Genomic DNA, 22379 nt, shown 5'->3' on the forward strand with positions numbered 1-22379 from the left:
ACTGAACCCATGCGAACGTGGACACTCTGCCATCCCGCAGCCGGGACATTTGAGATTATTGAAGCACCCGCGTCGCAGATGCGTGAGATCGACCCGGAGTGGGATCCGCGGCCCGAAAAGAGCACTCTACCCGAGTCAGAACCACACTCTGAGCCTGCCCAGCAACCAGAGCCGGCACCACATAACGAAACCGCGGAACAACAGCACGCCCTAGCCAAACTTGCCAACCGCTTTGAGCGTTGGGCAAACCGACTACCCAGCCCACTCTCCCCGGTCAAGCGTCGATTTCTTGAGTACGCAGAACGAATCCGTTCCAATGCTGGAAATCAAGTAGCTATTCGGCTGAACGGACGTACTCTAGCTCGATATTATCGGCCCCGCTCCGGAGCGATCAGTATGCGGACTTTTCTCCAGCCAGATGACTCGACCATCTATCCGAAGCCAGGCGAATTCACATCCATGATTCCGGCACGCAAACCCAAACTCGCCCTCACGGCTTCCCCATTTGGCGACGTCGTTTCCGTCTACTTTCTCGCAGAAAATGGCACGTACGAGTTCGCGGCTCCGCCTAACAGCTACGCTCAGCAACGCCAGAAAATGCTAGAAACTGCTCCTCTCAAACGCTTTTTCCTTCCTATCCTTATCGGGCTAAGCAAAGTTGGGTGGGCATGGATTGTGCTCCTTGTACTTCCGATTATCGAAGCGTTCTTTCATCCCTACTGGGATGCCACAAAATCCTTCTTACAGTGGTTCTTCTTTCCTGTCATTTGGCTATGGCAATCATTTTGGTGGCTAGTTGGCACACTCCTATCGCCAATCGGCTGGTTACTGAGCTGGATCTGGAAACCAATATCGTACGTATTAGCCATGCTCTGGGCTCCAATCGGAAAGTTTTTCCGTTGGCTCAGCTCCTTCCTTCCCGATCTCCCCGATCTCCCCGATCTCCCGGACTGGCTATCATGGCTCATTACTCATCCAAAACTATGGCTTCCTGTGCTAGCCGGAGTGAGTGCCGGAATCATTGCGATTATCCGCAACCGCCGAGCTAAGAAACGACGCGACAATACCGACTCTCCCGAGTGACGTTCCCTGCCAATTGTCGTTTAGGCTAGGTGCGTGAATATTTTTCTTGTTGCTTTACTAGCGGTAACGGTTTTTCGGGCGCGGATTATGCACCAACCGGATGTGGAGTCCTATATTTCGCATGCTCACACAACGCGCATTAATGGCCTCTTTATTTTGATTGTTTTTTATGCGCATGTGCGCACCTATATTCCCGTCGATCCGCACGCAGATAGCTGGATGCTCGGTTTAGCAACGGGTTTGGGTCAGCTCATGGTAGCTTTGTTTTTGTTTTATTCCGGGTTCGGGGTGCATGAGTCTATCCGCCGCAAGCCAGGATATGTTCAGTCGATTCCGGCGAAGCGGGTTGGAGTAACTTGGGTTAATTTTGCGAGTGTGGTAGCAATTTATGCTCTCGTTGGTTTGCTATTGGGTCGGGATTTTACCCTGACACAGGTGGTGTTGGCATTTACCGGTTGGACTAGTGTTGGCAATTCGGCGTGGTATATTTTTGCGATTTTGGTGTTGTATGCGCTGACGTTCGTGGTTTATTCGCTGGTGGGTTCGCGCCCGCATCTTGCGCTCGTTGTAATGTTTGCGGTGACGCTCGCTTTTAGTCTTCTCATGTGGTGGGCGAAGGATTTTTCGGCCACGTATTCATACAATACGGTGCTGTGCTATCCGTTGGGAATGGCTTGGTCCGCTTATCGTGCTCCGGTCGAGGAGTGGTTGCGCGGCGCTCATGCTTGGCGGCGTTGGTTGTTTTTGTTAGCGACGACGACGGCGGTCTTCGTCGTCGTCAAAAATTATGCCGGAATGCATTATTTGGTTTTTCAGATGGCGGCACTGTGGTACTGCGCCGTGGCGGTACTGGTGACGATGGTGGTTCATCTGGATAGCCCGATTTTGGCGTGGTGCGGCCAGAATCTGTTTTGGATTTACGTGCTGCAGCGCCTACCGATGATGGTACTGACATATGCTGGGTGGGCGGAATACCGCTATGTTTTTGTGGTGGTATCGCTGGTGGTGACTGTTGGCCTGACGATTGTAATGCAAACCCTCATACTTCCTCTTTCAACAGCTCTCGCTCGTTCTAGAAGATGATTGTTCCTTGTGGCTCGCCGCGGCTCTGGAATCATGTGTCAGGTATATATCAGGCTAAATCTCGGCTGTACCCGAAGTAAATAAGACGGGCGGGGAAAGTTTTATACTTTCCCCGCCCGTCTTATTTACACGCAATAATAATCACGCGTTCTTGCGCCTTAACAGAACAACACCACCAGCTAGGAGCAACAAAGCTGCAATTCCCATGCCAGCTATGCTGACACCAGTTTCTGCCAGAGATTTGTTAGTGTTCGGAACAACTTTTGGTTGATCCGGCGTCGGTGTTTCCGGAAGTGGCATCCGTTCGTCCTGCATAACAACAGCGGAGTTCTTAGCCTCTACCCACTTGCCGTCCTGAAGAATTTCGATCTTCTTGCCATCCGAGTTCACCGAAACTCGGAAAGTAATTTCCTCAGCTTTCAAGAAGCCAAGCGGAGCCTGATCCTCAACCAAAGTATAAATACCATCAGTTAGAGCGAAAGTCTCGGGTGTTCCAGACGAAATCCACTCTTTGATAATTTCAGTGCCTTCAGCTTTATTGCCCTTGACAATCTTCAGCGAAGCACCTTTAAGTTCATCACCTTGTCCAGCAATAACTTTGGAGAAAATAACTGGCGCAGTTTTTGGAGTAGGAGCAACAGGCTTCTTCACAGTAACAGTAACCGTCTGCTTTTCAGAATTCTTATCCACGTGCTCAGCAACAACATCACCAGTCTTCTCACCAGCTTCAGTAGCCTTAAACACACGCTCAAGAACAGTGAACTTCACCGGCTTACCATCAGCACTCAACGCAGACTCAGGAATTGTCACAATCACAGGAACAGTAGCTTTACCGAAATCTGCTTCACTTTTCGTCACATTGAACAACTGTTTGCCTGCAACAGCAGACTCCTTGTCGCCACCTTCACGAACATACGTCGCCTCAGCAACATAACGACCAGCAGGAAGATTCTTCCACTCAACCGAGTCAACAACCTCAACAGGCTTCACACCATCAAGCTCAACAGCCTTCTCCGCATTAATCGTAGCAACAGTCGAAATCGACGGAGTAGGAGCAACAGGCTTCTTCACAGTCACAGAAACTGTCTGCTCAACAGAATCCTTATCCACGTGCTCAGCAACAACATCACCAGTCTTCTCACCAGCTTCAGTAGCCTTAAACACACGCTCAAGAACAGTGAACTTCACTGCCTGACCATCAGCACTCAACGCAGACTCAGGAATTGTCACAATCACAGGAACAGTAGCTTTACCGAAATCTGCTTCACTTTTCGTCACATTGAACAACTGTTTGCCTGCAACAGCAGACTCCTTGTCGCCACCTTCACGAACATACGTCGCCTCAGCAACATAACGACCAGCAGGAAGATTCTTCCACTCAACCGAGTCAACAACCTCAACAGGCTTCACACCATCAAGCTCAACAGCCTTCTCCGCATTAATCGTAGCAACAGTCGAAATTGACGGCTTGGGCGTTGTATCGTCATTTCCCGGAGGAACAATCTTTCCCTTTTCGTCTACAAAAACTGCACGCAAAACGCTCTGGTACTTTTTGTTGTTCGCTGGATATACCGATAAGCTCGCACCTTCCAACGGTTTTTCCAAGGAGACACCGGCAAGCGGAGTCTTTTCTAACGAGCCTTCTTGAGTTAAGAACCGAAGAGCAACCTCCATGTTGGGGATTGATTTTTTATATTCCTTAATTTCTCTCAAAAAATTTAATGAAGTACTATTCTTATAGCTATCAGAAAAGTACCAGATCGCACTTTGCGTTACTGCATGAAACTCATCTGCTGTTAGATTCAGCTTCTTCTGAATTCCCGCAGCGTCATAGGGGAATCCATTCCAGATTACTTTCTCAATTGCAAGATCAGGTTTTTCGACACTACGAACATTAGTGGCAACTCCGAGAATACTCACAGTGGGTTTGTCGTATTTCAAATTTACTGTGAGATTTTTTTCAGCATCAACGCGCGGATAAATCGGGTATTCTCTAGATGCGTTGAAACAATATCCTAAATTTTCAAAGACCTTGATATTCGCCTGATCTGGATTAATATATTGTTCATTTTTTATGCTTAACGGGAATTCCGTAGCATCAATTTTTTTACCAGCCTCGCCTGACATCACAAAAAGATACGGATAATGGCGTTGCGCTTTATCGCTTTTAACAAGCTCACTTGAGAGCTTGAATCCTACATATGGAACAGCTGCTCCATTGCGCTCAACAGCGCTAGCTACAGGACTAGTAAACACTGCGAACATAGTGACGCAGGCTATAATAACACCTAAAGCGCTACTTATTTTTTTAGACATGTTTTCCTTTCTGACTACCGGCTAATTCTAGCAACAACAACGCCGATCCAACCATGTGATACATTACGTGTACGAATGATTTGAATCTCAATAGGTTTTTGATGCATGCATTGCGCTCGTCCCGTTGATGAATTAGAGGCGGAATGGGCGGGAAGCTAACTCATACCTTGACAGAAGATCACCGGTACCGACTTTCACCTTGTCAATGATGACTCTTCGGTTGTTGCACCTGCTGGGAAAACTATGGCATCTTATTTCAAAGCAGTCTCACACCTTACTTAAGCCGTTACTCCACCTGGTGTCGCTTCGGAGATAAGCTTGTGTTTTCCAGCTGCCTTCTTCTTAGATCGGCGGGGGTATCCGCTTCGCCAAATATAGATTCCGCTAATAACGAGTCCACCGATGATGTTGAAGATCCACCACGGAAAGTGCGGAAGGGTTGATTCTTTTTCTGCAGTTTTTACAGCAGCTTTAGGCGTTGGAAATACGCGTTCACCGGTAACTAAGATACGATGGGAGTTGATTCCTAGCGGGGTGCAGGTGACAAGTGTGATGAGATCTCTGCCGGGAACCGCACGAATTTCTTCGGTCTCTGATGGTTCTACGACCTTGGTTTCGGTGACGCGATAATCAAGAGTTTCACCGAATACTTCGACGATAATTTCATCTCCAGTGGTGACCTTGTCAAGGTCAGTGAAGATTTTTGCACTGGCTAGTCCGCGGTGTCCAGTTAAGACTGTTCGTGTCCCATTTCCACCAACAGGAAGTGAGGTACCTTGAAGATGCCCAACTGCAACAAGTAACACGTCCTCAGAGGTTCCGTGGAATACGGGGAGATCAATATCTGCTTTAGGGACAATAACTCGTGCCATAAGTCCGCTATCATTTGCGTTAAGAAGTTTTTGATAGTCCAATGGGTTAATACTGCCGTCTTCAGTTCCATCTCCGCTTGGTATGCGTGTGTCTTTTTCAAGGATAGCGCCAGAGGTTAATGCATCATTGTACTCGTGCGCTAACTTCAGTTGTTCGGCTGCCGCTGGGTGTACATTTTGTACTTCTTTGCTGTAGTTGTTAACGATACCTGCTTGGTTGACTGATGAAAACCAGTTAGCCATATCAGGGTATGTGAACACGATAATGCCCGCGAGCCCGATTACAACGGGGACCAGTGCAAATTTCGGAAATTTCCACGTTGATTTTTTAAGGTGCTTGGGTGATTTTTTTATATCACTCATAGTTATCCTTACTTTAACGGGAAAGAAGGCTACAGGGACTCCTGTAGCCTTCTTCTATGTTACTGTGTCTCAGCTAAGCATTCAGTAATCAGCGAAGGACTGAACGACGACGCTGAACAAATGCAACACCAGTAGCGATTGCTAGAAGAGCAATACCAGCAAAGGCGAGCAGAACACGTCCAGCCGTACCAGTCAATGGGAGGTTTGGAACAGTCGACTTGGCGTTAGGGATCTCCACGCTATAGTGACCAACAGCAATCTGTCCCACTTCAACCTTCACAGGAATGTTTGCACCATCCCCCGCTGGAAGAACAAATCCAGCTGGCGATACCGTTTCCTTTAAAACGTAACACCGATGATTATGCTCGAGAACCGGTTCTGAACCGTCTGGAGACTCAGCAGAATCGATAAATAATCCCTTAATATTGACAACTCCATCAGCACCGGACGAAAAGCTAGTTTTTCCTTCAACCGAGATAGGATCACCTGTGAGCTCTGCGGCAGAACAATCCTGGGCAAATTTATCTTTAGCTGCAAAAAGCTGGAATTGAGCCCCCTTAAGGCCTGAATCTTTATTATCCTTATCATACTTCAAAGCCTTAAGTTGACCCCAAGCAGACAGAACCTTGTTCGTAGGCTCTGGAGGCGTTGTCGGAGGCGTTGTCGGAGGCGTTGTCGGAGGCGTTGTCGGAGGCATTGGCTTATCTTCTATATCAAAGAAGAACTCTGCCTGATTAACAATTTTTCCATTAGGATTTACCTTGGATATTTTTGTTTCAAATTGTACTACAAACTCCTCATTAGCATGCACTTTGAGTTTCTGTAGCCCGGCCTGAGTCAAAGCAACAAAGGTTTCATTTGGCGTAATGATGTAGTCAACCTTTTGGTGTAAAGATTCAGAGCCAGCCTTAGCAGAAAGCACGCTTACCTTTCCATGCGCATCATCAAACTTATCTTTGACGATAAAATACTTAAAACTTGAATCTTCTGGAATACTTGGAATTTTCTTCGACACAGAATAGGTTACCCGAGCATCAGAGTCCATAAGTCCAATACCGTTATCATTGACTGAAATATGTTTCTTAGGCGCTTGGGATAAAATGTTTTTAGGGTAAATGAAAACATCATACACCCACTTATTCGTGTTCCCATTATCAGGGAAAGGCACAGTTACGATTGACGGCGCAGCTTTTCTGAGTACCTCTACCGGGCTTTCACTCTCACACAGTAAATATGCACCCAATTCTAGATCAGATAGCTTTGCCTTGCCATCATCACCAGTAGCACCGGTTTCTTTAGGTTGTTCAAAAGTGTAATTTTTCAACGTCGGGTTGTTTATATCGTCACACGCATGCGAGTAATTCGTCTTTGCCAATGCACTTATACCAGCCCAAGAGGAACTATCACTAACCTTAAACTCTTTAAGCTTAAAAGCCTTAAACTTAACGCCAGAAACCCCTTTTCCGGAACCATTATCTTCGTGATCAGCAACGCCGTTTTTCCCGTTCCGCGAACCTGCCTCTTGCTTGATAATGGTAATCGAACCTCTAGCACCTTGGTCGATGTTACCAAATTCAGGGCTCTTACCCTCTGCCGAAGCTGGGACAGCCGCGACGGCTAACATTGACAGCCCTAAACACGCTGTGGCAATAGCCCCAACGAATCGATTATGTTTATGAGACACAATCATACCTTTCTCCTATTTTTAGTTCCACAACTTATTTCCTTATAAAACTGGAATATAAGTCACATCCTTTTAAATCTTCTCTGAATTCCCAAAGCCAAAAGACTAAGGAACAAAAGTCCTGAGCCAACAACTAGGAAAAGATCTGTACTCGTGCCACCAGTCAATGGTATCGGCGGAACCGGAACACGCTTATTAACAAATGGCTTACTGGTCAAATCAATTTCCCGTTTATCTATGGTAATCTCAAACCCTCGCGATTCATCAGTATCATTTACCATATAGCCTACAGGAGGTTTTGTCTCTTTAAGTTCATACTTCCCCAACGTCAGGTTTCTCACCTCAAGTTCACCCGGCTTCGGATTAACATCTCCACCAGATTTACAAGGCTGTTTAGCACAATCGGTAATAGTGCGAGACCTACTATCAGGTCCTGTTATGGACCACTCTGATCCTGCTAAAACATGCCCCCTAGAATCATGCTTGCGCCATTTCACCAAACCGTTAAGCGCTTTTTCCTGATTAACGAAAATACAGTCCACCTTGTCGCCCGGCTTAATTTGATACTCCTGATTTCGGTTTGAAATATCTGTCTTTATGCCCGTTACACGATCAATACAGAACAAGTCTTTAAGCTCATAATCAATAGGCATCGCCTGCTGCCTTTGGTGCTCCGAAAAGTGGTACAAACCGGGGGCGACCGATTTATTTTCGTCGGAGAAATACTCAATAGACTTTCGATCGTTGTGACCAACTGCCATTAGCTGATAATCTTTAGGTTTTGTGATGGGATTTCCAGATTCTGCAATCACGATTTTTTTGAGTCGGAGCTCGGTTTTAATAGGGTGGTTCGTAAACGTACACTCAACAGCTCCACCCCTACCATTTACTTGCAAGTTGAATTCAGGTCCTTTTCCTTTAGTGAGCTCACGACCTGTTTGATCAGTACACACGTATTCAGAAGAGTAGTACGAAGATATGTCACTCCCATCAGCAATTTTTTCCCTAAAAGTTAACGTGCTAGGTGCAACAAGCGCCACAGGGCCTACCAGTTTATTTTGTACACCCGTGGCCCCCCCCTTGTGTTTCAACCTCACCCAGGGAAGACGAAGTTGCAGTGTCTACAATAGATAACTTAAACTCGTCAGCCTCGCGACTACTTGGCCTACCTACAATATTTTTCTTTAACAAGACCGTAAATGGAGTCGCACAGCTCGAAAGATCTACTGAATTATAAGTAATCCGTCGCAACAAATCGGTCGTGGTTGATAAGCGAGCTGGATCGGCAGTAAACAATAGGGATGAGTTTGAAAACGCAACCCTTCCATCGGAACTGAATGTTACACCGTTAATTCCATCCGCGTCCTTCATTCTTCCCTTATCCGGAACGTCGACCGCATTGCTTTCGAAATAAGGAATCGAGTCGATACTACCCCGCACTTTGAGGTTCTCATGCTTTATACCAAAGACAGAAACATGATTTCTAATACCGCCAAAAACAATTAAGTCACCCCTCGAATTAAAAGCAAAGTCTCCATTCCATGTGGCACCAAATCCTTTGTCAGTAAACTTGTGTTCAGTTTTAACAACCCCGATATGTTCTAGTCGCTTGTAGGCCACATTGTAACGATCAATCGCGAAATATAATTTGGCATTATTTCCTTCCTTATGCCAATAGGAAGCACCAATGTAATAATCACCTGTTGTCGAGTCAGCTTCTCCGGCAACAACATAACCCCAACGTTTAATTCTTGGAGAGCGTTTATCAATATAGTTTTCTGCCCAAATACGACCTTCATCGACACCTCCGGCCCATTGCGGTTCACCTAAGGTACCGTCTTCCCCTATTTTCATGCGCGCTACCCTATAAGGCTTTGTTGTTGCCTCAAAATCCCCCATCCGGAGTGTGGCATAGACATACCCACTCTTCTTATCCACCGCAATGGAATTCCATGTCGAGCCCGAGTGTTTTTTCTTAAATTTTTCCAGTTCGCCCCTACCAAAGGTACCCAGATTCAGTTCTCTACCACGATCTTTCAGCTCTACACGGAAAACGTCTCCTTGATTATTTATTCCCAGAACCGTTTCTGGTTTACATGCACTGTTTGGACTCGCAACGAGGAAATCTTTGTGAAGTTCAAAAGCACCAAAATCATAGCTATTTTTGCCGTTCCACTTCCCAACGTTAGGTATCGCGGCAATATTGACCGGTATTTCCCTCCACCCCTGGTTATTGTTGCCCAGCGAATAGCCATGGGGAAGGTTTAGCGCATCAATTCTGACTCGATATCGACCATCAGGCTGAATTGCATTGCCATGCACATCCGTTATCGCGACACTACCATTTTTCCTGTTTTTATCATTATTATCTTGATCTGTTACTGAAAAATCACCAGATTTTTCATTCCAAGTTCCATACCCATAGCGATCATTGTAGGGACCCTGCACTATTACTGTAACGCCAGGAACCGGGTCACCTTTCTGATCCTTAACTTCCCAACTTAAATGAACTCCGCTAGGATTGCTATCTCTCACAGCCGCTCGCTTACGGCGAGATTTGCTGACTGGTTCTTTCACCTCAGTAGCATAAGGTTCTGCTGATTCAGTATTAGAATCTTCCGCAATCTTCTTTTCTTTATCCTCAACAATAAAATCATCCAACTGAACCGAAGCAGCATCATCATTAATTTCAAAACTACGAGGCTTTAAAGTTTCTTCAGTTACAGCAATCTCCTCTGGTAACTGTTCCTCATTAAGCGTAAGTTCATACTTATTGGCAACTAACCCTGTTTCAAGCTCACGTCCTGAATCCTGAGTCAACATTGACGTGTCTAGCGAAACGGCTCCCACAGCATCATCATGATCAAATTCGCCGTTATCCACTATCTCAATCGGAGCTTTTAAAACGCCGCCACTTAACTTAAACTTCGCACCAGCAACGGTGTCTCCAGAACCAGTAACAATTTTCCATGTCACTTGCGACTTGTCCATATGAGCATGTTGTGAACTCACACCTGTCGCTTTGTTCTGGTCACCCCAGGCAACTTGCCCAACTGCTCCCGATACAGCTATGGCGCTTACTAGCATAGTTGCTATTAAACGATCACTTTTATATATCTTCATATCCTATATACACTCCTCTGGTGAGCAAATGTTCTAAAGCGTATCATACTGAGGTTTTACCGAATTTCCAAAGCAAGAGAGATATGTCTCGTAAGACTCAAATCGGTCTTTAAACTCGTACCATGTAAATTCTTTGTAAACATAACAAACTCCCCTCTCAGAAGTTGTATTTTTACCCATAACGCTTCAGTGTAAATTTCAAGTACTTCACATTAAACACGAATCGTGAGACGATGTTATTTATTCGCACTAATACCGTTATTCGACACCAACTTCAATTAGCATTAAAGCACTCGAGATATACAACTCTTGAATATTACACTCAATATACATATTCACAACTATAATAAATATAGGACATGCAAAGGTTACACATTCTACAATGAATGAGGATTGTGATCAGCAGGAAGTAAACGGGCAAACATGCTCAACTTACTAGTACTGGCACATCTCAAAGCGCAACGTCATAGTTTATCCGCCTGTTGAAAATAGAGTTAAGCGAAGCTGGACTTGCTTCACTCAGCAAAACCTATGCCATCCAGCATACTAATAGCCAACACTTCACCCCTTTCGACAGCTCATTCATTAAGAAATGTAACGTTGAATATGCTGAGTGGGATTCAGTGAGTTCACTCATAGAATGCGGCATTACTCTCGGACTAAAACGGTCCAGGATCTCTTCCGTTTGGGTAGATGGGATATTTGGGTAGGTAGAAGAAATTTGATCAGGAAGCTAAGGATCGGGTTGTCCGGTTGGTTGGGAACCGGATTCTCGCTGAGAGCCTGTCGATTGAGCAGGCTTGTCGAAGTGTGGCACCTAGACTTGATGTTTCTTGGCACACCGACCGCCAATGTTCCAACAAGCCCGTAGGACCGGCCGGATTGTGCACGCGGAAGAAGACATGATTGCTGAGAACGCAAGACTGCGGCGAGAGCTTCGTGACACGAATGAGCTCAGATAAACTGCTTCGGATTTTTCGTGCCCTACCTAGACCCGAAACGTCGGAAGTGATCGCCTTTATTGATGAGTATCACGACCGTTTCGCATGTCGTGTTTCATCTGTGCAACGTTGAATAATGAGCGTGAGGGAGGCTTCCTGTCCTTGCGTGGCTACCGGGATGGGAAAAGACACGGGCTAAGTTCTCGCCAGATCAGGGACAGTGAGCTGGTCGAGATCGTTCGCTGGGTTCACGCCGAGAACTGGGTGTATGGGGTGCGTAGGATGTGGCAAGCGCTTAGCCACCACGGGGCGATATTGGGCGTGGAGCATACTAGAAGGATCATGGGTTTGGCTGGCGTGAAGGGTAGACGTAAAGGCAAGATCTCACTCACGACGCACAAGAGTAGGAATGTTGATACTCGCCCGGATCTTGTCCAGCATGACTTCAGGTCTCAGGCTCCGGATCGCTTATGGGGTGCTGACATACCTATGTGCGAACCGTGAGAAGTTTTGTGTATGCGATTATTTGTTACCGACGTGTTCTCCCGTAAGATAGAGGGCTGGGCGCTATCAGATTCCATGCCAACCGACGCTCTTTTGCTGCAGGCGCTCAAGCATGCAATCTGGAACGCAAGGTCGACGCCCGGAAAGATTCATCATTCTGATCACGGGTCTCAATACGTATCTGTGGCCTACAATCAACATTTGGTTAATGCTGGGATAGTGGAATCAACCGGCAGTGTGAGCCGATAGTTACGATAACGCGTTGACCGAGAATGTCAACGGCTCTTAGAAGAACAAGATCATCCACGAGCGTCGGTGACCTGATGCTCTCGAAGTCGAGATCGCTACATTCGAGGGGGTCACCTGGTGGAACACGACCCGCTTGTACTAGGCACTGGGCTACCGCACACCAAAGGAAGTCGAAACCGAATATTGGTAGCCACACCAGCCGTCAGCAACAATAAGAAACGGGGTAAATGCCTAGGAAAGCAAACCCGGACCATTTCAGTTCACACACCAAACACGAACACCCTCAGCAGGCCACAAGCGTGCGAGTAAAACGCGCTAACACTGTATTATTATTTGACAGCTCTTCAAGACTATGTGTACTAAGGCACACTCAGAAATCCGCCTGAGACATAACTCATATAGAAATTAGCTGTTCACCCTGGAGCTGACTAATTTTTTCTTTGGCTTTTCTTATGTAGCCATTAGATAGCTCTATAAGCGCATTTAGAGTCATGAAAACATCGTAATTTTGTTGAGTGCGCGTACCGTTATAGCCAAAATAAACATCTTTATTTCGATTGATTCTAGAAATAAATTTTTCAACATCGGCCACAGTATATTCAAGAACTTTTGGAGAATCTACGAATTCAAGATGGCATAAAAGCATAGCCGCATAGTTATTCACCACTAACTTCTGTAAAGCTGAGGAAAGAGAGCTTGCTCGCTTACCACTTTTGCGGGGATTACGTCCGCACATCACTAGAGCACCATTAGTAACTTCTCTGTCATCTTGAGGTGTTTCTTTATTCCAAGAGGGGGCTTTTCTATTGATATCTACTAACAAACAGTTTCCATGTGATACTGCATTTCGAAGTTTTCGAACAATAAATAGCATATGTTCTTTAGGCGCAGGTGAAGATCCGGTAAGCGAATAATATTGTCTATACAACTCAATGTGCGAACTAAATGGCGCTAGCTCCCATAAATGATAGAAATGAAATTCAGAAGCACGATGAGCAACCAAACTATCAGTATAGGGATTACTGTGCTCTCCCAGGACATCACGTTGCACCCGACGAAAACAAGTATCAGGTATGTCTACGTTGTCATCACCCATAAATAAAGAATTTGTACGAACCTTTACTGCATGCTCTATCGCCCCACATAAGGATAAGGCCAGCCTACTCAAAGCGAAGTCTATATTCGATAGCTCAACCAGATATGCAAAATCAAGATTCTGATATAAATACCCACCCGATTCATCAGGAATTTTTGGATAGTTGTGACGATATGACTTTATTTTGAAATAGTAAGAACTACGCGAAAGAAATGTCCTTGCGTCTTTTTCGCTAAAAACATTAAAAGTAATTCCATGTTTCCGCAATGACTCGATTTGTTCATCAACGGTTAGTCTTATCCCCCATAAACTACTCCAAAATAAGAAAGGGCCGGTTGCCCGACCCTTTCCGATGCGATTCAGCGCACTGAATCATATCTACGTGATATGTGTATCCTACTAACAAATACTATAAACGCAAGCTAAAAAATAGCAACTGTCGCATTTTGCACAAGATAATTTAATTATTACTATCGAAAACGGTCTATAAAGAGCGAAAATATATGCCCGCTACTGTTTAGATTAATTATTATTCAAATAAGTAATTTTTACTCTCTAGACAGCTGATCCCACGCACAATAAACTCTTCAATCTCACTCCTAAATGTCACGCAACGAATCATCCTCGTTGTAAGTAGTCGCTGAAAACCCCAAAACCCGTACAGACTGTTAGCGCCTATACGCGTAGTGGTCATGTGAAACATGGTTAAGGGCATCTGGTGGGGTGGTGTACGGCAAACGTACCCCGCCAAGCCGGCGGCAAGCCTGAAGGCGTGTTTATTGCAGCGCGTGTTCTCCATACTGTGAAGGCCGTAGCCATTGGCACGATCTGCCACCCCTTAAAGGGTGTAAACACTATTGATATGCTTGAGCGTCAAACCCATGGCGGGGTAGCGTTTCACGACCCCATAGGTTCATAGCTGTGGGGAGCGTCTTCATTTCACTGGTCCACGTAGGGACCACGAACCCCTAAAACAAAACCCCGGGAACCAACTTTTCGTTGATATCCCGGGGATTTCTATGGCGGTAGCGGAGGGATTTGAACCCTCGGTACGGGGTTACCGTACACAGCATTTCGAGTGCTGCACCTTCGGCCGCTCGGACACGCTACCTCGACTGTTAATACTAGCTTGACAAGTAGCTACCGCGCAAAATGACTCACAGTTATGTCACACACAGCCCAGATTCGCACCATACACAGACCCAGCACCAAACGAACAACCGCCCCCGATTCAGCGCCATTGCTGGAACCACTGCTGCAATAGCTCAACGTTTTCTTCTTCGCAGATCCCACCAATAACCTCAACAGTGTGGTTGAGCCGAGCATCGCGTAAGACATCCCGCACTGAACCGGCTGCCCCGGCTTTTTCATCCCAGGCACCGAACACTACCCGCGATATGCGGGAATTGACGATTGCCCCCGCACACATCGTGCACGGCTCCAGCGTCACCACCAGAGTACAACCGCTTAAATTCCAGTTTCCCACCTGCTGCGCGGCCGCCCGCAATGCATTAATTTCAGCATGACCACACGGGTCCCCGTCAACTTCCCGGGTGTTCCAGCCGCACCCGATAAGCGTGCCCAGCTCGTGCCCTTCGCCGTCGTCGGAAAAAACCATTGCCCCAACTGGCACATCCCCAGCATCCCCGGCACGGCGCGCTAATTCCATAGCGTGACGCATGGCACCCGTCTCAGATTCAAACATGTCTCCTATTCTATGCACGTTCGGCACGAGAAAACCGGTAGATTAGAGGTATGGAACTTCAAGTTATCAGCCACCCACTTGTGGCACATAAGCTCACCACGTTGCGTGACAAGCGCACTCCGTCCCCCGTTTTCCGCCAGCTGGTTGAGGAAATCATCATGTTGCTCTCTTATGAGGCAACCCGTGAAGTCTTGACTGAGCCGAAGGAAATCGACACCCCTGTTGCTCACATGGTGGGTACCACAATGGCGCACCCGCGCCCGGTTGTCGTGCCGATTCTGCGCGCTGGTTTGGGCATGCTTGAGGGCATGGTTCGCGTGATTCCGGCTGCCGAGGTTGGCTTCTTGGGCATGAAGCGCGACGAGAAGACCCTCGAGGCGATCACGTATGCGAACCGTCTTCCAGATGATCTGCACGATCGTCAGTGTTTCGTGCTGGATCCGATGCTGGCTACCGGACACACTCTTATTGCGTCGATTGATTACCTGCTTGAGCGCGGGGCACGCGATGTGACTGCTATTTGTATTTTGGCTGCCCCGGAGGGTTTGAAGGCTCTTGAAGAGCATATTGGCGATCGCGGAAACGTACGTATTTTGGTGGCCGCGGTTGACGAAAAGCTCAACGAGAAGGGCTTCATTGTTCCTGGTTTGGGCGATGCGGGCGACCGTTTGTACGGAATCGTAGACTGACATGTTTTCCGGCCTTATTCCAACGTTTGGTCCGCGGGTTCCGGATTATTTGGGTCCGAATTGGGTTGCGCGCACAGCGTTTTTGAACGACGTCGACGCCGGTACTCCGCCGGGACGCCCGGATGTTGCGGTGCTGGTGAGCGAGGCCGATGCCGATGCTCATGTGGCGGATTCTGGCGTGGCGGCTTTGTGGCTGCCGGGTTTCGTGGATTCGTTCTATCACGTTGAGCAAGCACAAGCGTGGCGTGAGGCCGGAATCGCCTTGTATGGTCTAGATTTTCGACGCTCGGGCCGAGCGTTGCGGGTGCCAAATCGGCGCGATGATCTGCGCGACATGTTGATTCGCGAGGAAGAGATTTTTGCGGCGCTGGCTCATCTGCGGGCACATGGTGCTCGGCAGATTGTGCTGATTGGGCATTCTACGGGTGGTTTGCAGGCAGCATTGTTTGCTGATCGCCATCCGGGAGAGGTTTCGGCGGTGGTTTTGAATTCGCCGTGGCTTGAGCATAATGGTCCTGCTTGGCAGCGAACTGTGTTGACGTCTGCGGTAGCAAAGTTGGCGAAGGTTGCGCCGTTAACGCCGATTGCTCGGCTTGAGCCGGCGTACGCTCGCAGTTTGCATGTTGATTACGGCGGGGATTTCTACTTTAAGCCGGCACATAAGCCGCTGACGTCTGTCCCGGTTTTTGCTGCGTTCTTTACGGCCGCGCGTCGCGGTCATGCGATGGTTGCAGAGGGGCTAAATATCCAAGAGCCAGTGTTGGTGGCTCATTCGGATGCTTCCGGCGATCAATTCCATCCGTCTGAGTGGGAGCTGGCTCATACTGACGTGGTGTTGAACGTTCAGGATATGAAGCGTCTGGCGCCAACACTGGGCAAGAATGTGGACACGCTGGAGGTTATCGGGGGTCGTCACGATTTGTCACTGTCGGAGCTTCCGGCGCGTAGTCGTTATACTCGTGATTCGATTCGGTGGGCGGTCAGCCAACTTCAGCGTTGATTCGCACCGTGATGCGTAAGCGTTTACTCTTATATACGTATTGTGTGCCGCGCGAGGCGGCGTAACCTGTTACTCAAAGGAGATAGGCCGATGGGCAAGGCAAGCCGCCGTAATAAAGACAAGAAGCCTAAGAAGGTTCGGATTCAGTTTGTGGATCGCCCGTTTGAGGGTTTGCCGTTTGAACCACAGCTCGTTGCGATGCGTGAGATTTTGCCGGCAGCAACGTTGCCGGTGCGCACGGTAGCTGAGCATGGTGGCGAGGATTTGTTGTTGGTGACATTGCTACCGGATATGGCTGCTGCGATGCGTCGCAAGGACGGCATGTTGTTGGTTGCCGCGCAAACAGTCATGAATTCTGGTGATGTTTCGCTAGATATTGCGGATCGTATTCTTAAGGGTTTGGAGCTCAAGCCGGGCGAAACGTTGCGTCAGGTTGAGCAGCCGGTTCCGGGTCCGCGCTTGCAGGATATTCTTGATCTGAGCGTTGATTCTGAGATGGTTTTACATGAGGATTATGCGTTCTGGATCGATCCTGCCGAGTTGGAGAATCCGGAGATCAAGTCGGCTCTTGAGCAGACTCGTGAGCAGATTCTTCCTACTGCTGAGGTTCCTGAAGTTGCGGGTGCTTTCTGGTGCCGGATGCAGCGCGAGTTTGTGCGCTGGGTTCGGCCGGAAGCAGAGGGGCCAGTGCTCGATGCTCTTGCTCGGTTGCACCAGGCTCGTGAGCTTGGTTTTGCGGGCGGCCGTTTTGTTGGTGCTTTCCGCGCGCTGGGCTTGTTGATTCCTGTTTTTGAGCTCGACGCCGGTTCGGAAGCTGATGAGTTGACGACGCCGATGTCCGCGTTCGTGGAGCGGTTCGAGAAGGCATTGGCTGTTTCGGAGCCGTTGACGCCGGAGGAGCGACGCGCACGTGCGGGTATTATTTCTCGCCAGGTAACGTTGCGCTAGTCTTTTAAGACTTCAAGGTGGCTCGGGGTGACCGGGCCACCTTTTTATGTGATCTTTTCGAGGGTAATCCCGACGCCAAATCTTGATATTCGCAATAAACTGACTGACTTTTTAGAGTAATGTTACGTATTGTGAATGCAGAACAACGTGTAGCAGTTATTATTCCGGCCATGAATGAGGAAGATCGGATTGGAGCCACTATTCAGGCGGCTCGGTCGATTCCTCATGTTGATCTCATTGTTGTTGTTGACGATGGGTCAACTGATAACACACAAAGTGTTGCCCGGGATGCTGGAGCTTCAGTGGCTCGCCATACAGTTAATCGTGGTAAGGCCGCTGCGATGGAAACTGGCGCCGCTGTTGTTGCGATGCGTGATGTTCAGGGTCAACCTCCACGTGCATTGTTGTTTTTGGATGCAGATCTGGCCGAGTCTGCTGTTGAGTGCGCTCCGCTGGTGTCAACTATTTTTGCTGGCGGGATTGATTGTGCTATCGCATATCTTCCGCCACAGTCTGGTGCAGGTGGGCACGGTATTGTGACGACGACGGGCCGCAAAGGCATCGAGCGTCTTACTGGATGGAGTCCACAGCAACCACTATCTGGGCAACGCTGTTTAACTCGGGCTGCTTTCGACGCGGTCACTCCATTGGCTTCTGGCTGGGGTGTGGAAGTTGGAATGACAGTCGATCTTCTTGTTGCAGGTTTTACCGTCCAAGAAGTTCCATGCGATCTACACCATCGCGTATCAACGAATGATTTGGCTGGACAGCTTCATCGCGCAGCTCAGTTGCGGGGTGTTATCAAGGCATTGGCAGCCCGCACAATGCGTCGTCATAAAGTCACAACTGGTGTTACTTCATCTGTGGCTGGCGAACCATTTAACGCATATAAGAAATAGAGCATAATACCGCCTGTCATTTTCCTGTCATGTCACAATGACTATCTGCCACCCATTTCCAAGCTAGCGGGTTTACACTAAAATATTTACATAGTGTTACATTTGCTCACATGTCGTTGTTCTTGGAGGGTGCTATGAGAAATTTTGGTTCGGATGGAAACCGCCTTCTTAAACCGCTCGGAGTATCACCAGCGGCAGAAGAAGCATATTTAAAACTCTTATTGCAAGATGATCATGAACTTGAGAATTCAGTTGAACATGAGCTTGAAGACTTCGGATTAATCTCGCCTGATACTGATGGGCCCAAACCGATTTCGGCATCTAAAGTGATTGAGAATGCTCTTCATGCCAAATACGACGAGGTTAAAGCGCTTAAAGATTCATTGGTGGCATTTGAAGCAATGGAGACTCGCACCCAAGACAATTATTATCATACGAGCGTGAGCGTGTATGAAATGGGTGTCTGGTATGAACGAATTTTCACGCAAGCTTGTGAGCGGATCCGTTATTGGGATAGTGAGCCCCACCTTGGAAGCGAACTTATTTCCCCGGGTTATCCATCACTTTTTGATCGCAATATTTTTGTCGAGGCGATTTATGAGTCTGAATCATTCGAGAACCCGGAATTCACTGATTCGGTTCTGTCTTGTGTGCGGATGGGCGAGCGCGTCAGCATCGCCGCTAAATTACCTTTCCGTATGGTCATTTCGGATGACCGAGAGGTTTTGATCATGTGGAAGAACGACTCCGGGATTCCTATTGCGCTGTTATCAAACGATCCGAGTCTTATTGCTGTGATGCATAAGGGATTCGATCATGTTTGGGATCGGAGTATTCCTTTTGGTCTGAAAGAGAACCTTTCAGATGTTGAAATACCAGAGAACGTTAAGGACATAATCACGTTAATGACTCTGGGACTGACCGATGAGGCGATAGCGCGCCGATTAAACATTAGTTCACGCACGGTAGCTCGACGTATCGGCGCACTGATGTCGTCATTAAATATCAACACTCGTTTCCAACTTGGACTCAAGGTTCAACAAAATTCCCTGATAGACAGCTCAGATCTGATGTAGCTTCAACATGTGTCGCCGCAACTTATGGTGACATCTTATCGACATGGCGCATTCACCCCGCACGCAGTAGCTCTTGTTTACGACGTTGAATATTAGACTTAAGAAACGTCCTTCAGTAGCACTTTTCCGCGTGTTTACCTCACTCAATTCAAATATCTCGAGGCGCCGTTCACTCTGTAGACCATTTTTGGATGAGTCGATCTGCGCCAACATTTTTTCATAAGGAGATTATGTGTCATTGAAAAACTTCTTCATTTCGCTGGCTATCACGTTGAGCTTAATATGCGCGATATGCATAAACATGAACCCATACTCCTCGGCTATAGCTCAAGAAGACAAACTGACGTGTGACGGCGAGTGGAACAATATCGCATGGAAGGATTTTCCGGGTAGCGGTGCTCAGAATGGTATTTATTCTGAAAAGAGCCGCTATGCAGATATTGAATTTGCGTGGCATTTTTCAGACACAGTTCATCCAAACAACAAGATTTATATTGATCTTCCTTATGAGCTACAGCCTGCCAGTCTGCACGAAGTTCAGTTACATTCTCCGCTGGGGGACAAGGTCGCTACTGGTGTATGGCATGGCAACAAGTTCGTAATTACTGCTACCGAATACGCTGACAAGCATTCAAATATTATCGGCACCGCGCGGCTGTCAGTGAAGTGGAATCTTAGTAACGATAAAGTCAAAACCGGTGGCGTGCTTAAGTTGAACTTTAAAGGATGCGGAACGGGGACGCTCGCTGGAGATATCGCACCTGATGGCCCTCCTGGTTCACACCATGCTAACGACAAACAAGGTGAATATCGGTCTGAAGATTCATCGATCATTTGGTCTATCGGAGCCAATGGTAATGATTTACGGGAAGAACCATTCACTATAACAGACACTGCTCCGGCCGGCTGGAAATTCGTGTGTGAGCCTACGCCTCAAAGCAACACGCTTCCCACATATGTTAAGACTCTGGTTAATCTTCCAGAAAATCATCCTTCCTCAAATCAACCGGCTGTTTGGATGGATCATGTAGTTTTCCTACCTAAAAATATTCCGCCTTCCAACGTCTACAATCCTTTGAACATGTGGGGTGAGGCTGGGGCTCTGTCACCGCAAAAAGCTCATGAAGCGATGAAACAAATACTGCTGAAAAAACCGCAGAATGTACAGTCTTTTTACCATGCTGACTTTAACTTCCACGCTTTTTACGGTGCAGCTAGTTTTAATGATCAGAAACCCGCGTACACTCTTTCCTGCCAAGAAAATGAAATAACTGCAACCTTCCCCTATGGAATATCTTCAAAATACGACATCATTATCCAGACAAAAACTATTCCATCTGCCTCCGCAAGCGAACCAGTTCCGTCTTCTATCGTCACTAACCAAGCCCGAATCAATGACAAGATTTACGAAGGCAACGTTTTAATTCCAGGCGCTTCTGGCGAAGGTAGCGGCCTACTTGGTGGCTTTGTATTAGGAAAAACAGTCGAAGGCTCCCTTCCCGGGGACGTGAATTCAAAGCAATTCAAATTCGCATATAAGTGCACTCACCCAACGAACAGCGATACTAAAACAGGCGAGATCATCCTCCATGCCGGGCAGTACCATCACGAAAAAAACATTGGCAAAGGCTATAAGTGCACAGTAAGAGAAAAGTTCGATGAGTTCGTTGATCAGGAATCTCGCCCGGTTGTTCACTGGCAAATTGGTGGTAACGACGTCGCGACGTCGAATTTTACGATTCCGACGTCGCATAATGGTAGCGAAAATCCAGCACTTCAGGTCATAGCTATCAATTCTTACTACGCTCCACCGCCACCGACCGTGGCAACTGTTCAGATCCGAAAGGAAGTTGTTTCACAAGACACGGTAGAAGCTGCGGAAGCTGACGGCTGGACATTTACACTTGAGAGCAACGGCTCCACTCAATCTGTGTCGACTAAGAACTCTACGTTGAAAGAGGGGAGGTCAGTATCTGATAGCGAAAAAATTCGTTTTATGGTCCCTACAGGTAGCACTGCGACCGTCACTATTACTGAAGATACCTCGCAAAGGCCCGACTATTCACTGAAAGACATTTCATGCTCAGTGACGCCAAATGCGGATCCTGCTATTGTTACCGTTACAAGTCTCAGTGACGACTCAGCTGTTGTCGAGGGAATCCGGGCAGGCGACACTGTTGATTGTGTTGTCACTAATGAGAAGAAGTCGGAACTACCCACGGGCTCAGTTACCTGGTCCAAAGTTGATAGTGACGATCTGACTAAGCTGTTGGGCAAATCAGAATGGATGTTGAACCATATCACCAACGGGCGAACGACGAAGATTACGCTGATTGCAGATTGTATGGAAGCCCCGTGCCCTGTGGGAACAGCCGATTCTCCATTCACGGACACAGATCCGGAGCCTGGAAATTTTAGGATTAGCGGACTGCCGGTGGGCGAATACACACTTGTTGAGAAAACCGCTCCGGCTGGATATTTCTTGAGTACCGAAACCTATTCTTTCGAGATCGGGGATATGCCTCAGCAGTTGGATGTTACCCTCTCCCCAATTCCCAATAAGAAGATTACAGCTCCTCAATTGCCGCTGACTGGCGGTGTTGGAGCATTGCCATTCATCGCAAGCGGTCTTACTTTGATTGGAATCGCTGGGGTAATTATTTTGAGACAACGATCGATCACCAAATAAAACTCAAAACAGCACGGTGCCTCACTCTATTCACGACGATTATCTTTAGCCGTTAGCAT

17 protein-coding genes and 1 tRNA gene are annotated in these 22379 nt (G+C 47.5%); 10 read left to right on the forward strand and 8 right to left on the reverse strand.

Translation table 11 applies throughout. The annotated features are described in order from the left end of the window. Positions 1-9 precede the first annotated feature (9 nt). Both KSO86_RS04650 and KSO86_RS04655 read left to right on the forward strand, forming a co-directional pair. Entirely contained in the window at positions 10-1083 is a 1074-nt protein-coding gene (locus tag KSO86_RS04650; RefSeq protein WP_216378440.1) for a hypothetical protein, read from the forward strand. A gap of 33 nt (positions 1084-1116) precedes the next feature. Continuing rightward, positions 1117-2166, forward strand: coding sequence for an acyltransferase family protein (locus KSO86_RS04655; protein ID WP_216378441.1), 1050 nt, complete (start codon positions 1117-1119; stop codon positions 2164-2166). A gap of 141 nt (positions 2167-2307) precedes the next feature. Here KSO86_RS04655 and KSO86_RS04660 read toward each other — a convergent pair whose 3' ends face one another. The 5 genes from KSO86_RS04660 to KSO86_RS04680 all read right to left on the reverse strand — a co-directional run bounded on the left by KSO86_RS04660 (position 2308) and on the right by KSO86_RS04680 (position 10524). After that, a complete protein-coding gene (locus KSO86_RS04660; RefSeq protein ID WP_216378442.1) occupies positions 2308-4482 on the reverse strand; it encodes a VaFE repeat-containing surface-anchored protein in 2175 nt (724 codons plus the stop codon). A 278-nt stretch (positions 4483-4760) separates the two neighbouring features. Continuing rightward, entirely contained in the window at positions 4761-5717 is a 957-nt protein-coding gene (locus KSO86_RS04665) for a class C sortase (RefSeq protein ID WP_216378443.1), read from the reverse strand. An 88-nt stretch (positions 5718-5805) separates the two neighbouring features. Next, the gene (locus tag KSO86_RS04670) at positions 5806-7401 is read right to left on the reverse strand and encodes a SpaH/EbpB family LPXTG-anchored major pilin (RefSeq protein ID WP_216431861.1); all 1596 of its coding nucleotides are present in this window, start codon (positions 7399-7401) and stop codon (positions 5806-5808) included. A 62-nt stretch (positions 7402-7463) separates the two neighbouring features. Continuing rightward, entirely contained in the window at positions 7464-8441 is a 978-nt protein-coding gene (locus tag KSO86_RS04675; protein WP_216431863.1) for a SpaA isopeptide-forming pilin-related protein, read from the reverse strand. Positions 8442-8454: 13 nt separating this feature from the next. Then, the gene (locus KSO86_RS04680; protein ID WP_216431865.1) at positions 8455-10524 is read right to left on the reverse strand and encodes a hypothetical protein; all 2070 of its coding nucleotides are present in this window, start codon (positions 10522-10524) and stop codon (positions 8455-8457) included. A 1046-nt stretch (positions 10525-11570) separates the two neighbouring features. Here KSO86_RS04680 and KSO86_RS08675 point away from each other — a divergent pair. Beyond that, positions 11571-11969, forward strand: coding sequence for an IS3 family transposase (locus tag KSO86_RS08675; protein WP_216378446.1), 399 nt, complete (start codon positions 11571-11573; stop codon positions 11967-11969). A 12-nt stretch (positions 11970-11981) separates the two neighbouring features. Then, a complete protein-coding gene (locus KSO86_RS04690; protein WP_216378447.1) occupies positions 11982-12218 on the forward strand; it encodes a DDE-type integrase/transposase/recombinase in 237 nt (78 codons plus the stop codon). A 394-nt stretch (positions 12219-12612) separates the two neighbouring features. Here the strand turns inward: KSO86_RS04690 and KSO86_RS04695 are convergent, their stop codons facing one another. From KSO86_RS04695 to tadA, 3 genes are all read right to left on the reverse strand, one after another. After that, a complete protein-coding gene (locus tag KSO86_RS04695) occupies positions 12613-13581 on the reverse strand; it encodes an Abi family protein (RefSeq protein ID WP_216378448.1) in 969 nt (322 codons plus the stop codon). Between the two features lie 753 nt (positions 13582-14334). Further along, positions 14335-14425: transfer RNA gene (locus tag KSO86_RS04700), tRNA-Ser, on the reverse strand. A 120-nt stretch (positions 14426-14545) separates the two neighbouring features. Then, a complete protein-coding gene (tadA, locus tag KSO86_RS04705) occupies positions 14546-15019 on the reverse strand; it encodes a tRNA adenosine(34) deaminase TadA (protein ID WP_253280518.1) in 474 nt (157 codons plus the stop codon). A gap of 50 nt (positions 15020-15069) precedes the next feature. Here tadA and upp point away from each other — a divergent pair, with 50 nt between their 5' ends. The 6 genes from upp (at position 15070) to KSO86_RS04735 (ending at position 22320) form a co-directional block, all read left to right on the forward strand. After that, positions 15070-15708 (forward strand): uracil phosphoribosyltransferase, encoded by a 639-nt coding sequence (gene upp, locus KSO86_RS04710; protein ID WP_091279665.1) that lies wholly within the window; start codon positions 15070-15072, stop codon positions 15706-15708. 1 nt (position 15709) lies between these two features. Continuing rightward, a complete protein-coding gene (locus tag KSO86_RS04715) occupies positions 15710-16708 on the forward strand; it encodes an alpha/beta hydrolase (protein WP_216378449.1) in 999 nt (332 codons plus the stop codon). Positions 16709-16798: 90 nt separating this feature from the next. Then, entirely contained in the window at positions 16799-17656 is an 858-nt protein-coding gene (locus KSO86_RS04720; RefSeq protein ID WP_216378450.1) for a DUF5926 family protein, read from the forward strand. A 131-nt stretch (positions 17657-17787) separates the two neighbouring features. Next, the gene (locus tag KSO86_RS04725; RefSeq protein ID WP_436231416.1) at positions 17788-18555 is read left to right on the forward strand and encodes a glycosyltransferase family 2 protein; all 768 of its coding nucleotides are present in this window, start codon (positions 17788-17790) and stop codon (positions 18553-18555) included. Positions 18556-18689: 134 nt separating this feature from the next. Next, entirely contained in the window at positions 18690-19631 is a 942-nt protein-coding gene (locus tag KSO86_RS04730; protein WP_216378452.1) for a LuxR C-terminal-related transcriptional regulator, read from the forward strand. A 232-nt stretch (positions 19632-19863) separates the two neighbouring features. Next, positions 19864-22320, forward strand: a complete 2457-nt coding sequence (locus KSO86_RS04735; protein WP_216431866.1) for a DUF5979 domain-containing protein — start codon at positions 19864-19866, stop codon at positions 22318-22320. Positions 22321-22379: the final 59 nt, after the last annotated feature.

This window comes from Arcanobacterium phocae (genome assembly GCF_018913465.1).
GTDB lineage: Bacteria > Actinomycetota > Actinomycetes > Actinomycetales > Actinomycetaceae > Arcanobacterium > Arcanobacterium phocae_A.

Bases quoted from the DNA above. Each gene is read 5' to 3' on its own strand.
- KSO86_RS04650 (WP_216378440.1), top strand. From the start codon at position 10: ATGCGAACGTGGACACTCTGCCATCCCGCAGCCGGGACATTTGAGATT.
- KSO86_RS04660 (WP_216378442.1), bottom strand. From the start codon at position 4,482: ATGTCTAAAAAAATAAGTAGCGCTTTAGGTGTTATTATAGCCTGCGTC.
- KSO86_RS04665 (WP_216378443.1), bottom strand. From the start codon at position 5,717: ATGAGTGATATAAAAAAATCACCCAAGCACCTTAAAAAATCAACGTGG.
- KSO86_RS04680 (WP_216431865.1), bottom strand. From the start codon at position 10,524: ATGAAGATATATAAAAGTGATCGTTTAATAGCAACTATGCTAGTAAGC.
- KSO86_RS08675 (WP_216378446.1), top strand. From the start codon at position 11,571: ATGTCGTGTTTCATCTGTGCAACGTTGAATAATGAGCGTGAGGGAGGC.
- KSO86_RS04690 (WP_216378447.1), top strand. From the start codon at position 11,982: ATGCGATTATTTGTTACCGACGTGTTCTCCCGTAAGATAGAGGGCTGG.
- tadA (WP_253280518.1), bottom strand. From the start codon at position 15,019: ATGTTTGAATCTGAGACGGGTGCCATGCGTCACGCTATGGAATTAGCG.
- upp (WP_091279665.1), top strand. From the start codon at position 15,070: ATGGAACTTCAAGTTATCAGCCACCCACTTGTGGCACATAAGCTCACC.
- KSO86_RS04715 (WP_216378449.1), top strand. From the start codon at position 15,710: ATGTTTTCCGGCCTTATTCCAACGTTTGGTCCGCGGGTTCCGGATTAT.
- KSO86_RS04720 (WP_216378450.1), top strand. From the start codon at position 16,799: ATGGGCAAGGCAAGCCGCCGTAATAAAGACAAGAAGCCTAAGAAGGTT.
- KSO86_RS04730 (WP_216378452.1), top strand. From the start codon at position 18,690: ATGAGAAATTTTGGTTCGGATGGAAACCGCCTTCTTAAACCGCTCGGA.